At 63.4% G+C, this 13,051-nt stretch carries 15 protein-coding genes; 7 read left to right on the top strand and 8 right to left on the bottom strand.

Going from position 1 to position 13,051, the window contains the following annotated elements:
• Positions 1–83 precede the first annotated feature (83 nt).
• Entirely contained in the window at positions 84–749 is a 666-nt protein-coding gene (locus ABT23_RS06140) for a hypothetical protein (protein ID WP_296632635.1), read from the top strand.
• 39 nt (positions 750–788) lie between these two features.
• Here the strand turns inward: ABT23_RS06140 and ABT23_RS06135 are convergent, their stop codons facing one another.
• Genes ABT23_RS06135 through ABT23_RS06125 form a run of 3 tightly spaced genes read right to left on the bottom strand, consistent with a single transcriptional unit; the run spans position 789 to position 3,182 of the window.
• Positions 789–1,679: a pseudouridine synthase gene (locus tag ABT23_RS06135; protein WP_296632632.1), complete on the bottom strand. Its 891-nt coding sequence runs from the start codon at positions 1,677–1,679 to the stop codon at positions 789–791.
• Positions 1,680–1,681: 2 nt separating this feature from the next.
• Positions 1,682–2,374, bottom strand: coding sequence for an SMC-Scp complex subunit ScpB (gene scpB, locus ABT23_RS06130; protein WP_296632630.1), 693 nt, complete (start codon positions 2,372–2,374; stop codon positions 1,682–1,684).
• A complete protein-coding gene (locus tag ABT23_RS06125; protein ID WP_296632789.1) occupies positions 2,355–3,182 on the bottom strand; it encodes a ScpA family protein in 828 nt (275 codons plus the stop codon). Before ABT23_RS06125 ends, scpB begins: the two co-directional genes overlap by 20 nt.
• 120 nt (positions 3,183–3,302) lie before the next feature.
• On the opposite strand from ABT23_RS06125, the gene ABT23_RS06120 reads away from it, so the two are divergent.
• The 6 genes from ABT23_RS06120 (at position 3,303) to ABT23_RS06095 (ending at position 7,276) form a co-directional block, all read left to right on the top strand.
• Positions 3,303–3,908, top strand: coding sequence for a TetR/AcrR family transcriptional regulator (locus ABT23_RS06120; RefSeq protein WP_296632627.1), 606 nt, complete (start codon positions 3,303–3,305; stop codon positions 3,906–3,908).
• 287 nt (positions 3,909–4,195) lie between these two features.
• Complete coding sequence (locus tag ABT23_RS06115; RefSeq protein WP_296632624.1) at positions 4,196–4,429, top strand: sulfurtransferase TusA family protein; 234 nt, start codon at positions 4,196–4,198, stop codon at positions 4,427–4,429.
• Between the two features lie 94 nt (positions 4,430–4,523).
• Complete coding sequence (locus ABT23_RS06110) at positions 4,524–5,051, top strand: DsrE/DsrF/DrsH-like family protein (RefSeq protein WP_296632787.1); 528 nt, start codon at positions 4,524–4,526, stop codon at positions 5,049–5,051.
• 344 nt (positions 5,052–5,395) lie between these two features.
• On the top strand, positions 5,396–6,004 hold the full coding sequence (gstA, locus tag ABT23_RS06105; protein WP_296632621.1) for a glutathione transferase GstA: 609 nt from the start codon (positions 5,396–5,398) through the stop codon (positions 6,002–6,004).
• A 143-nt stretch (positions 6,005–6,147) separates the two neighbouring features.
• On the top strand, positions 6,148–6,732 hold the full coding sequence (locus tag ABT23_RS06100; protein WP_296632619.1) for a hypothetical protein: 585 nt from the start codon (positions 6,148–6,150) through the stop codon (positions 6,730–6,732).
• Positions 6,653–7,276, top strand: a complete 624-nt coding sequence (locus ABT23_RS06095; protein ID WP_296632616.1) for a TlpA disulfide reductase family protein — start codon at positions 6,653–6,655, stop codon at positions 7,274–7,276. Before ABT23_RS06100 ends, ABT23_RS06095 begins: the two co-directional genes overlap by 80 nt.
• A gap of 218 nt (positions 7,277–7,494) precedes the next feature.
• Here ABT23_RS06095 and lon read toward each other — a convergent pair whose 3' ends face one another.
• From lon to ABT23_RS06070, 5 genes are read right to left on the bottom strand one after another with little or no spacing between them, the layout of a single operon-like run.
• Positions 7,495–9,867, bottom strand: coding sequence for an endopeptidase La (gene lon / locus ABT23_RS06090; protein WP_296632611.1), 2,373 nt, complete (start codon positions 9,865–9,867; stop codon positions 7,495–7,497).
• Positions 9,868–9,926: 59 nt separating this feature from the next.
• Positions 9,927–10,703, bottom strand: a complete 777-nt coding sequence (motD, locus tag ABT23_RS06085) for a flagellar motor protein MotD (RefSeq protein WP_296632608.1) — start codon at positions 10,701–10,703, stop codon at positions 9,927–9,929.
• Between the two features lie 3 nt (positions 10,704–10,706).
• Positions 10,707–11,444 carry a flagellar motor protein gene (locus tag ABT23_RS06080; RefSeq protein WP_296632606.1) on the bottom strand — a complete coding sequence of 246 codons (738 nt, stop codon included), beginning with the start codon at positions 11,442–11,444 and terminating at the stop codon, positions 10,707–10,709.
• Complete coding sequence (locus ABT23_RS06075; protein WP_018508405.1) at positions 11,426–12,166, bottom strand: RNA polymerase sigma factor FliA; 741 nt, start codon at positions 12,164–12,166, stop codon at positions 11,426–11,428. Before ABT23_RS06075 ends, ABT23_RS06080 begins: the two co-directional genes overlap by 19 nt.
• Positions 12,167–12,168: 2 nt before the next feature.
• The gene (locus ABT23_RS06070; RefSeq protein WP_296632603.1) at positions 12,169–13,047 is read right to left on the bottom strand and encodes a P-loop NTPase; all 879 of its coding nucleotides are present in this window, start codon (positions 13,045–13,047) and stop codon (positions 12,169–12,171) included.
• Between the last annotated feature and the right edge of the window lie 4 nt (positions 13,048–13,051).

Below are 13,051 nucleotides of genomic sequence, written 5' to 3'. Positions count from 1 at the left end.
GACAGCGTCACGAGCCGGAAAGGCCGTCATGCAGCGTTCGTTATAATGCGCCATTTACGCAGTAATGAATGAAGGAGTGAGTCATGCAGCAACAACTCGATGTATTCGTTTCGTCCCTGACGTCTTTCTGGACGCAACTGGCTGCGTTTGTCCCGCAGTTGTTGGCAGCCCTGCTGCTTCTATTCATCGGCTGGCTGTTTGCGAATCTGGTTCGAACCGGCGTCACCAAGCTGCTCGATGTATTGCATTTCGATAGCCTGGCCGAGAAAACCGGCATAGAAGCCTTCCTCAAGCAGGGCAATCTCGAACTCAGCCTGTCACGCCTGTTGGCCAAGCTGGCCTACTGGGTCGTCATTTTCATCGTCGTCGTGACCGTGGCCAACAGCCTCGGCCTGCATATCGTGGCCGATCTGTTCAACAAGATCGTGCTTTACATCCCCAACATCATCGTCGCCATCCTGGTCCTGGTATTCGGCGTGCTGGTGGCGCGCTTCATCAACCGCATGGTGTTCGCCTACCTCAACAACATCGGCGTGCAGGGCGCGCTCACCATCAGCACGCTGTCGGAATATGCGGTCATCATCTTCGTGGTGTTCGTGGCGCTCGAACAGCTCCAGATCGGCACCAGCCTCCTCACTGCGGCGTTCCAGATCGGCTTCGGCGCGGTCGGACTGGCCTTCGCGCTGGCGTTCGGCCTGGGCGGCCGCGAATGGGCCGCAGGCGTGATCAAGAAAATGACCGAGAAGTAAGACGAGGCCAGGCGGGCCATGCCCGCCTGGCTACAGGATTCAGCGAATCCGCGGCTTGCGGGTGTGCTTGTCGGGCACCCCGCGCGTCTGCCGCCGCGGGCTGGGGGCCATTCCGGCCCATTCCATCACCCGCGCAACCAGATCGTCGTCGAGTTCCATCTTCTGCCCGCGCCGCAACTGCGGCGGCAGCGCGATCGGGCCGAAACGGATGCGCGTGAGGCGCGACACCGTCAGGCCGAAATGCTCGAATAGCCGCCGCACCTCGCGCTTGCGGCCTTCCTTGATCACCACGCGATACCATTTGTTGGCGCCCTCGCCGCCGGCGGCGAAGCAGCTTTGCAACTGCGCCGGGCCGTCGTCGAGTTCCACGCCCGCCAGCAGCTGCGCGATCATGTCCTCCGTCAGTTCGCCCAGCACGCGCACCGCGTACTCGCGCTCGACTTCGAAGCGCGGGTGCATCAACTGGTTGGCAAGCTCGCCCGAGGTGGTGAAGACCATCAGGCCGTCGGTGTTGTAGTCCAGCCGGCCGATGGAAATCCACTTGGCACCGCGCAGCTTGGGCAGCGCATCAAATACCGTGGCGCGGCCCTTGGGATCGTCGCGGGTGACGATCTCGCCTTCCGACTTGTGGTAGATCAGGATGCGCGTGCGCTTTTCATCGAAGCGCAGGTAGACACGGCGGCCGCTGACCTTGACGATGTCGCGCGGCCCGACCTTGCTGCCGATCGTGGCGGTCTCGCCGTTGACCTGCACCCGGCCTTCGGCGATCCATTCCTCCATCTCGCGGCGAGAGCCGAGCCCGGCCGAGGCCAGCGCTTTTTGCAGCCGCTCGCTCGGGGCCTCGGGGGCGATCGCCTGCTGCAGGCGGCTCGCCGCGCGCCCCATGGGGGCGGTGGGCGAGCGGCGGATGGGGGATGCGGGGCGGGCCATATTCAGGAAATCTCGGTAACTGCGCTATCCGACGCTGTGCTTGCGCGGGCGGTTTCGATCACCGCGCCAAACGTCGGGGGGACGTCATTGTCCGCCAATTCCTCACGCAATTCAGGAATTAATGCGGTTTCGTCCGGGGTGACCAGATTGCCGAGCTCTTCCAGCGGCGGCAGTTCGGACAGCGTGCGCAGCCCCAGGTCGCTGAGGAAGTGGCCGGTAGTGCCGAACAGCGCCGGCCGGCCGGGCACGTCGCGATGGCCTATGGCCTCGATCCAGCCGCGCTCTTCCAGCGTCTTGATGATGTTGGGATTGACCGAGACGCCGCGGATGTCCTCGATGTCGCCGCGCGTCACCGGCTGGCGGTAGGCGATGATGGCGAGCGTTTCCAGCACCGCGCGCGAGTAGCGCGGTGGTTTCTCGTTCTTCAGCCGCGACAGCCAGGGCTGCATCTCGGCGCGCGTCTGGAAGCGCCAGCCGTCGGCCACCTGGATCAGTTCCACGCCGCGGCCGTGCCACTGCGCGCGCAAATCGTCGAGCGCGCGGCGCAGCACATCATTGGACAGGCCTGGATTCGATTCTTCTTGTTCGAACATGCGCCTGAGCTCGGCCAACGTCAGCGGCTCGACCGCCGCCAGCAGCGCCGCTTCCAGCACGACCTTCAGATCATCGGGATTGTCACTCGGTTGCAGATTCATGGAGCTTCACGTAAATGGGGGCAAACGGCTCGGCCTGCGTCACGTCGAGCAGAGTTTCCTTGGTCAGTTCGAGCACGGCGAGGAAGGTGACCACGAGTTCATGCACGGTCGACGATTCCGGGAACAAGTCCTTGAATTCCATGAATTCGCCCGGCGTCAGCCGCTTCATGATGCGGCTCATGTGCTCGCGGATCGACAGCTCCTGACGGCCGATGCGGTGGTGGGTGCGGTTCTTGGCGCGCGACAGGATCGCCAGCCAGGCCGCGGCGAGTTCCTCCGGATGCAGGCTCGGCAGGCGCTTGGCCGCTGCCGGCAGGAAGACGCTCACGGTGTCGAAGTCGCGCCCGGCCTGCGGCAGCGCGTCGAGATGCTGGCCGGCGAGCTTCATCTGCTCGTATTCCAGCAGGCGGCGCACCAGCTCGGCACGCGGGTCCTCGCCCTCGCCCGCCTCCTCGGCCTGCTCGCGGCGCGGCAGCAGCATGCGCGACTTGATGTCGATCAGCATCGCCGCCATCAGCAGGTATTCGGCCGCCAGTTCCAGCCGCGTCGCGCGCGCCGCCTCGACATAGGCCATGTACTGTTTGGTGAGCGCGGCCATCGGGATATCGAGCACGTCGAGGTTCTGCTTGCGGATCAGGTACAAGAGCAGGTCGAGCGGGCCCTCGAAGGCGTCGAGGAAGACCTCGAGCGCGTCGGGCGGAATGTAGAGATCCTGCGGCAGTTCTGTGAGCGGCTCGCCGCGCACCTTGATGACGGGTGCGGCGGGGGCGGCTTCGGGGGCGAGATCGAGGAGCGCGGCGTCGGTCATGGACGGCATTTTACCCGACTCCCCCGCCATCTCTCGGGAATTCGCCATCGTAATCCCGGTGTGGCGCCTCTTTCCGTCCGACGCTTGCATTTTACCGAACGGTCAACTAGCATCCGGTTCATGAACATCGCCACCGACACCCGCTCCCGCATCATCGCCGCCGCCAAGCCGCGTTTCCACTCGCGCAGCTACGCCAACGTGGGCATCCAGGAAATCTGCGAGAGCGCCGGCGTGCAGAAAGGCAGCTTCTACCACTTCTTCCCGTCCAAGCGCGACCTGGTCATGGCCGTGATCGACGAATTCGCCGACGAATGGGCCCACGGCTTCGTCGCCGAGGCCTTCGACCCCGCCCTGCCGCCGATGGAGCGCATCGACTATCTGGTCGATGCGGCCTACTTCTGGCAGAAGTCGATCAAGCAGGTGCACGGCCGCATGCTCGGCTGCATCTTCGGCAACCTCACGCTCGAGGTCAGCACCCAGGACGACATCCTGCGCGCCAAGCTGCTGGCAATCTTTTCGCGGGCCAAGTCGCGCTTCAAGGAGACGCTCGAGGAAGCCGTCGCCGCCGGCACCATTGCGCCCCTCGACGCCGACCTGACCGCCGAAGCCATGCTCGCCTATCTCGAAGGCGTGATCCTGCTCGCCAAGTCGCAGAACGACCCCGAGGTGATCTACCGCCTCGGCCCCGCCATCAAGACGCTGCGCGTCGAACAGGCCCACGACTGAGATCATGCACGCGGACCGGTTTTTTTTCGCCAGCGACTTAACCGACCGGTCTAGCGGCCACAGGCGACTCTCCTTCACAGCCAGGCAAACGCCGGATGAGTTGCCGTTCGTCCGTTCGACAGGCTCACGACGCAGCCTGGGCTTGTCGAAGCCTGCCCTGAGCGAAGTCGAAGGGAACTTATCCGTGTTCCTTGCAGCGCACTACCCGCACCATTCCCCCTTTCCGCCCGGCAATTTTTTTGCCGATCATCTTGACCGAACGGTCATCTACTAGAGGAGGTTTCACCATGAGCACGAACGCAACCCAGACCCTGGACGCCCGCGGCATGAATTGCCCGCTGCCCATCCTGCGCACCAAGAAGGCCCTGACCGACCTGGCCAAGGGCGAGACCCTCGCCATCGTGGCAACCGACCCCGGCTCGCTCAAGGACATGCAGGCCTTCTGCAAGCAGACCGGCAACGAACTCGTCTCCTCGAGCGAGAACCAGGGCGAATTCGAATTCCTCATTCGCAAGAATTAAGGAGACGACCATGGGCGCCACAGACAAACTGCTTGCCGAACACCTCGACCCCGCGCTGCTCGACCAATGGTTCGACCAGCGCTTCGAAGCCAAGATGGCCGAGCGCGAAGCCGCGCACGTGCCGTCGCTGGCTATCATCGCCACCAAGGGCACGATGGACTGGGCCTACCCGCCCTTCATCCTCGCCTCCACCGCCGGCGCGCTCGGCTGGGACGTGTCGGTGTTCTTCACCTTCTACGGCCTCGAACTGCTGAAGAAAAACCTGCACCTCGAGATCAGCCCGCTCGGCAACCCGAGCATGCCGATGAAAATGCCGTTCGGCCCGCAATGGCTCAAGGACATCAACTGGAAGGTGCCTAACGTCGTCATGGCCGGTGTGCCCGGCTTCGAGAAAGTGGCAACCGGACTGATGGAACAGACCGTGAAGAACAAGGGTGTCGCCAGCATCGACGAACTGCGCGCCGCCTGCCTCGAAGCCGACGCCAAGCTCTATGCCTGCCAGATGACCGTCGACCTGTTCGGCTATTCGCAGGACGAGTTCATCCCCGAGATCGCGGGCTGGATCGGCGCCGCGAGCTTCCTGCCGCAGGCGCAGAAGTCGGATGTGTGTCTGTTCATCTGAGCCGAGACTTGCCCGGGTCGAGCCTGAAGCATCGGCACGGCTTGGGCAATTGTGCAGTAACAAGCGGGTTGTTTTGCACGACCTGCCCCACAGATGGTTCCGAAAGCCACGAAGTGGCGCCAAAGAACAATCGAGGTCGCCCCCTTAGCGCCAAGCCGAACGACATCTGGACCGGCTACGAGGAAACTAACCTGCCCCATTAATAGACTACATCGGATGCAGCAACGGACGAGCTGGGAACACAGCGCGGGGTTGGCTGCGTTTAATGGACCCGACGACTTCCTACGGTGGCAACCAGACGGGCTATTCCAACCATTTGTCACTCTTCTTAAGGAGGCAATGCCATGAAACTCTATTACAGCCCGGGAGCCTGCTCCCTTTCCCCACACATCGTGGCGATCGAGGCTGGCGTACCCATGGAACTTGTACGCGTCGACCTTGGGACAGGCCAAACGGAATCAGGCGAGGACTACCGCAAGATCAACCCGGACGGCTATGTGCCCGCGCTGGCGCTGGAAGATGGCGATGTGCTCACCGAAGGTCCGGCCATTGTGCAGTATCTGGCGGACCAGGCGGGAGACAAGGAACTCGCGCCTGTGTACGGGAGCCAGGCGCGATACCGTCTTATGCAGTGGCTGAACTTCATCTCCACCGAACTGCACAAGACCTATTCGCCGCTATTCGATCCACGTGTCCCGCCTGACTGTAAGGCCCTGTTCTCCGAGCGCCTGGCCCAGCGTTTCGCCCATGTCGCGGCGGTACTCGAGACGCAGCCCTATCTCATGGGCGAGCGCTTCAGCGTGGCGGACGCCTACCTGTTCACAGTGAGTTCGTGGGCGCCACATGTCGGCTTGGATCTTTCGCGCTGGCCCGCTCTGACCGCCTATCAGGGCCGCGTGGCGACGCGCCCGGCGGTGCAGCAGGCGCTGGCCGAGGAAGGCCTGCTCAAGTAGATGGGACGGCCATCGGCTTCAGGAATCGAAGCGGATAACCATCGCGGGCCCGACGCCCCGTTGGCGATATCACCGCATAGCCTATCTTGACGGGTAACGCACTTAATTCGCCCTAGCGGCTACCGGTAAAATTGGTTGCTAACATGCGTGAAATGAAGATATCCGCCCTCTATTCATTCCCAGCCCTTTTGCTTGCCGCTGCGACGGCAATGGCGGGCACCGTGCACAGCACCAACCCGAGCAACGGCTTGTCCAACTGGCAGTCCGCGGACACGCCGTTCAGCCTTCAGCTTCTTCAGCTCATGCCGGACAACGTGCGTGCCGTGTATTCCAACAAGGGTTTCCCCCACGCCCTGGTGGAGGAAATGGCTGGGTACTGCATTTTCGGCTCCGTCATACGCAATCTGGCCAACGAACCCATCAGCTACGACGTGGCTGACTGGCGCGCGATCACCGCCGATGGCGTGCGGCACCCGCTGCGGACGAAGACCGAGTGGCTGAAGATATGGCAGAGCCAGGGCGTGGATTTCGGCTGGTCCATCCTGCCTGCGGCCCAGACCCTAGAAGTCGGTGACTGGGGCCAGGGCTTCTCCACGGTCAAGCTCCCCCACGGCACGCGTTTCGACCTCGATTATTCCTGGAGGCAACATGGCAAAACGTTCCACGCTGTTCTCGAAGGGCTCCAGTGCGCTCCCGAAGAGCTCCCCGTCCCGCCTCGAAAACCCTGAACGGCGTAATGCCCTGATCACCCTGGGCGGGCTCGGCCTTGGCCTGCTGGCCACGGGCACGGCGCGTGCCGATCTGCCGGAACCGCCGCTCACCCACATACTGGCCCCGGTCAAACCGCCCAGACCGGCACCGGATTTCAGCCTGCCGGACACGGAGGGCAAGATCCACAAGCTGACCGACTATCCCGGCAGGGTGGTGTTGCTCAACTTCTGGGCGACCTGGTGCCCGCCCTGCAGGCGTGAATTGCCGTCCATGGAAAAGCTGTATCAGGCGCTGAAGGGCAAGCCATTTCAAGTCCTGGCCTGCGACCAGCAGGAAGACGCCGATACCTTGTTCGCCTTCACCGGCCAGTTGGATCCGGCGCCTACCTTTCCCGTGCTCCTGGACAGCAACAGCGCCGTATCCAAGGCATACGGCGTTCCCGGCCTACCCACCACGTTCCTCATCGACAAGACCGGGCAGATCGCCTATCGGGCCGTAGGCGGGCGTGAATTTGACCACCCGGCGATCCATGCGCTGATAGAAAAGTTGATGGCCGCGTAGCGCGGAGGATAAGCCCTGGGGCATAGGGGCTAACCTCATACGACCTTACTGATTCGCAAGGACCGCTCAAAGAATCCTAGCGGATGCGCTTGCCTTGCTGGCGTAAGAGTGCATTTCGGTCGATAAGTGGACCCCTCCTCCTCACATACTGAAAGTCAACTCCTGCCTGGCTGTTTAGCATTGTTCCAGTGCCCCTGAGTGCCTGAGAAAAATCTCGCTTACCCGAACACCACCTCCGCCACATCCTGATACCGCTTGGCGAAATGCACGGTCATCCCGGCGCGGATGTGGTCGGGCAGCTTGTCGAAGTCGCGTCGGTTGGCATCGGGCAGGATGAGTTCGTGCAGGCCGATGCGGCGCGCGGCGATGACTTTCTCGCGGATGCCGCCGACCGGCAGGACCTGGCCGGTGAGCGTGAGTTCGCCGGTCATGGCGAGCGGTCGCGGAATCTTTTTGTTCTTCGCCAGCGACAAGAGTGCGGTGGCCATGGTGACGCCGGCGCTGGGGCCGTCCTTGGGCGTGGCGCCTTCCGGAACATGGAGATGCACGAAGCTCTTGTCGAAGAAGGCCGAGTCGGCTCCGTAGGCCTTGAGGTGCGAGGCGACGTAGCTGTAGGCAATCTCGGCCGATTCCTTCATTACCTCGCCGAGCTTGCCGGTGAGCTTGAAGCCACGATTCAGCGTGTGAATGCGCGACGCCTCGACCGGCAGTGTCGCGCCGCCCATTGCGGTCCAGGCGAGGCCTGTCACGACGCCGACGCCGGTGATGGGCTTTTCCTTGGTGAAGACGGGCTTGTCGAGGTAGGCCTCGACTTCCTTCGTGCCGATCTTGATCGGCGTGGCGCCGCCGCCGAGGATTTTCACCACGGCCTTGCGCGCCACCCGCCCCAGCTGCTTTTCCAGGTTGCGCACGCCGGCCTCGCGGGCGTAGCCCTCGATGACGTGGCGGATCGCGCCTTCGCTGATCGTGAGCTGGTTCTTCTTGAGGCCCGCTCGTTCGAGTACGCGCGGCCACAGGTGGTGCTTCGCGATCGCGAGCTTTTCCTCAGTGATGTAGCCCGACAGGCGGATGACCTCCATGCGGTCGAGCAGCGCCGACGGGATGGTGAAGTCGTTGGCGGTGCAGATGAACAGCGCCTTGGACAGATCGAAGCGCACGTCGAGGTAGTGATCGAGAAAGTCGGCGTTCTGCTCGGGGTCGAGCACTTCGAGCAAGGCGCTCGCCGGGTCGCCCTGGTAGCTGGCGCCGATCTTGTCGATTTCATCCAGCATGATGACCGGGTTGGCCGAGCCGACTTCCTTCAAGGCCTGTACGAACTTGCCCGGCATGGCGCCGATGTAGGTGCGGCGGTGGCCCTTGATCTCGGCCTCGTCGCGCATGCCGCCGACCGAAAAGCGGTAGAACTTGCGCCCCAGCGCCTCGGCGACCGATTTGCCGATGGAGGTCTTGCCGACACCGGGCGGACCGATCAGCAGCAGGATCGAGCCGGCCATCTCGCCGCGCATCGCGCCGACGGCGAGGAATTCGATGATGCGGTCCTTGACGTCTTCGAGCCCGTCGTGGTCGCGGTCAAGGATATGGCGCGCACGCTCGAGGTCGATCTTGTCCTGCGTATGCACGCCCCACGGCAGCACGGTGAGCCAGTCGAGGTAATTGCGGGTGACGGTGTATTCGGCCGATCCCGTCTCCAGCAGCGACAGCTTGTGCATTTCTTCGTCGACGCGCTTTTGCGCCTGCTCGGGCAGCGTCAGCTTGGCGAGACGCTCGCGGAAGGTGTCGAGCTCGGCGGTCTTGTCGTCCTTGGCGATGCCCAATTCCTTCTGGATCGCGCGCAGCTGCTGGTGCAGGAAGAACTCGCGCTGCTGCTCACTCATCTTCTCGTCGACGCGTTCGCGGATCTGCGATTGCAGGCGTGCAACGTCGAGTTCCTTTTTCAGCAGGACGAGCACCTTCTCCATGCGCTTCTTCAGGCTGAAGGCTTCCAGTACCTCCTGCAGCTCCTGCTTGGACGCGGTGGTCAGGCTGGCGGCGAAATCGGTCAGCTGGGACGGCTCGTTGGGGCCGAAGCGGTTGAGGAAGAACTTCAGTTCCTCCGAATAGAGCGGGTTGAGCGGCAGCAACTCCTTGATCGTGTTGATGATGGCGATGGAATAGGCGCGGATCTCCTCCGATTCCGGCTTGCCGGGCTCGTTCGGGTAATCGACCCGGACCTTGTAGGGCGGGGTATCCGACAACCATTCGACGATGCGAAACCGCTTGGAGCCCTCGGCAATGAACTGCATCTTGCCGTCGGAACGGACCGGGTGGTGGATGCGCACCACCGTACCCACGCTGTGGAAATCCGTCCGCTTGACGTCGTCGGTGTTGTCGGGCTTGACCACCACCAGCCCCACCATGTGGTGCGCGGTTTCGCCGATGGCTTCCACCGTCGACAACCAGGGGGCCTCGTTCATCAGCAACGGCAGCGTTTGCGCCGGGAAGAACGGCTTTTCGGTCAGCGGCAGCAGGTACAGTTCGGCGGGCAATGCCGGCGCGGCCGGCAACTGGCGCTCATCGGGGAGGATTTCGCCTTCTAGCGGGTCATTGGGCATGGTCTGATCGTCTCAATCCTGAAAGCAGAACTGGAAGTATCGGGCCTATCCCCTCGTTTTCAAGGCCGGGGTGGGTTGGGGCGTACCGGAATTTCCTCGACCGTGTCCGGCATGCTCGACAGGATCATCAGCTCGACCCGCCGGTTGCGGGCGCGTCCCTCCGCCGTATCGTTGGGCGCGATCGGCTGGCTGGCCTCGCGCCCGATGGCGGACAGGCGGGCCGGCGCGATGCCGCTGTCGGCCAGCAGGCGCACCACGCTGGTCGCCCGAACCGCCGACAGTTCCCAGTTGGAGGCAAACGCCGAATTGCTGATCGGCACGTTGTCGGTATGGCCGGTGACCTCGAGGTTGAAGGGCTCGTTCTTCAATTTCTCCGCCACGGCCTGCAACACCTTCAGCGATTGCGGCTCAAGTTCGGCGCGGCCGGGCGCAAACAGGACATTCGCATTGATCTCGATGCTGACGCCGCGACGGCTCTGCGTGACCCGCACCTGGCCTTCCTTCACCAGTGGGGCCATGACGTCGAGCAGGCTGCTCGCCACTTCGGTCATGTGCGCCTGCTCTTCGATCGCCTGCTGCTGTTTCAGGGTGCGCTGTTTGACTTCAGGGGGCAAGGTGACTGTCGGCAATTGCGGCACCGGAACGTCGTTTGTTTCCGCCTTGCCGAAGGCGCTGCCGAGTGAGTTGGCCAGGATGCGGTATTTGTTCTCATTGACGGCCGAAATGGCGTACATGACCACAAAAAAGGCGAACAGCAAGGTGATGAAGTCCGCATACGAAATCAGCCAGCGATCGTGGTTGTCGTGGTCGGAGGCGATGCGGCGACGGCGGCGCATGAGTTAGAGATAGCCTTTCAGGCGCGCCTCGATGATGCGCGGGTTGTCGCCCTGCGCAATACCCATGAGACCGTCGCAGACGATCTCGCGCTCGCTCACGCGGCGCGCGATGGTGAACTTGATCTTGTTGGCGATGGGCAGGAACACCAGGTTGGCCAGACCCACGCCATAGATGGTGGCGACAAAGGCGACCGCGATGCCGGTACCCAGCTTGCCGGGTTCGGTCAGGTTTTCCATCACATGGATCAGGCCCATGACCGCGCCGAGAATGCCGAGTGTCGGCGCATAGCCGCCCGCCGCTTCCCACACGCGTGCCGCCTGGCGTTCGTTCGTTTCGAAATTGACGATCTGGACGTCGAGCGTATCACGCAGCTTGGTCGCATCGGCACCGTCGATCAACAATTGCAGCCCGGTTTTCTGGAACGGGTCGTGCGTCATGTTGACGTGCCTTTCCAGCGCCAGCAGACCGTCCTGACGCGCGGTGTGGGACCATTGGACGACACGGCGAATGAGCGTGAGGGCCTCCGGCTCGGGCGGGCGGAATACCCATCTCGCCATGCGCATGCCCTGCATGAAGACCGGCAGCGGGTAATGCAGCAGCACGGCAGCCAGGGTGCCGCCCATCACGATGAGGAAGGCCGCCGGCTGCACGAACAGGCCGATATGCCCGCCTTCCATCGCCTGGCCGCCCAGTACGGCGGCGGCAGCCAGCCCGAGCCCGATCAGGCTGCCACGATCCATGCGTCTTCCTTCAGTTTGGCGCGCAGTCGCGCGATGGCCTGGCCATGCAGCTGGCAGATACGGGACTCGCTGACGCCGAAGACCTCGCTGATCTCGCGCAGGTTGAGTTCCTGTTCGTAATACAGCGACATCAACAGCTGCTCGCGTTCGGGCAGGTTTTCGATGCCGGCGATGATGCAGGCGCGCAGGTTGGCGTCGAGCAACTGCGGCAGCGGCATGCTGGCCTCGTCCGCCGATTGCTTGTCGAGGAAGGAATCGTCCTCGTCCGACTCGCCGAAGTCCTCGAAATACAGCAACTGGTGGCCGCGCGCGTCGCCGAGCATGGCCTGGTATTCGGCCAGCGGAATTTTCATGGATTCCGAAATCTCGGTTTCGCTGGGTTGCCGGCCGAGCTTGTGCTGCAGCGTATTGATCGCCTGTTCGATCTTGCGCATCGACTGGCGCGCACTGCGCGGCATCCAGTCGGACTGGCGCAGCTCGTCGATCATCGAGCCGCGGATGCGCTGGATGGCATAGGCTTCGAACTGCGCGCTCTGCGCCTCGTCGTAGCGGCTGATCGCGTCGAGCAGGCCGATCATGCCGGCCTGCACCAGGTCATCTTCTTCCACGCTGGGCGGCAGCCGCCCCATCATGTGATGCGCCAGGCGCTTCACCATGGGCATGTATTGCGCCAGCAGGTCGTTCTTCTCGCTCTTTTCGCTTTTGCCGGTTGCGGTGTACATCCCTATCTCCTGTAGGCTTCCACCAGGCGGCCGCCCTGGATCACGCGCTGCATGAACCCGCCGACGCTGCCCAGGCTGGCGGGCTGCGGCCAGCGCAGCAGGCCGTCGGCCAGCTTGCGGAACTGCGAGGTCGACTGCGCGACAGGAAACGCCTCCACCACCGAGGTGCGCAAATGGCCCGCACGCGTCAGACGCTCGTCGAGCGGGACATAGCCCAGGTAATCGACCGACACCCTCAGATACTGTTCGGCGGTATGGGCAAAATTGCGCGCGACGGCCTGCGCCTGCTCAGGCGACTCGATGCGATTGAGCAGCAGGCGGAACTGGCGTTTGCCGAAGTTGTGCGCCAGCCGCTTCACCAGCGTGTAGGCCTGGGTAATCGCCGTGTTGCCGGGCGGCAGCACCACCATGATTTCGGATGCGGCCAGGCCCAGCGGCAAGGCGTCCGGGTCGGTCGCCTCCTCCATGTCCACCAGCACCACGTCGACGCCGCACTGCAGGCGGTTGAAACTCTGCGCCAGCCATTCCTGGTCGCGCTCGGACAGGCGGCCCAGGCGGTTGAAACCGCCGCCCAGCGGCAGTACCTGCACGTTGTCGGGGCCGGTGAGAATCAGGGAATCCAGCGTGCAATGTCCGGCCAGCACATCCGCCACGTCATGGCGCGGCGTCAGCCCCAGCGCGGCGCAGGCACCGCGCCCATGCCGGTCCTGATCGACGATGAGGACATCGCGGCCGGAACGTGCCAGGGCGACGGCCAGATTGGCGGTCGCGGCAGTCTTGCCCGCCCCTTGCTGTCCCGACATCACGGTAATGACCTGAAATCCGGTCTGCCCCAGCAAACGGCGCAGCCCGGCGGCCTGGTCGCTGACAAATTTATCCAAGGGC

The sequence above is a fragment of the Thiobacillus sp. SCN 63-57 genome (assembly GCF_001725555.1).
In the GTDB taxonomy this organism is placed as follows: Bacteria; Pseudomonadota; Gammaproteobacteria; order Burkholderiales; family Thiobacillaceae; genus Thiobacillus.
The sequence above is the reverse complement of the archived record's forward strand: the minus strand, read 5'-3'. Positions and strand labels throughout refer to the sequence as shown.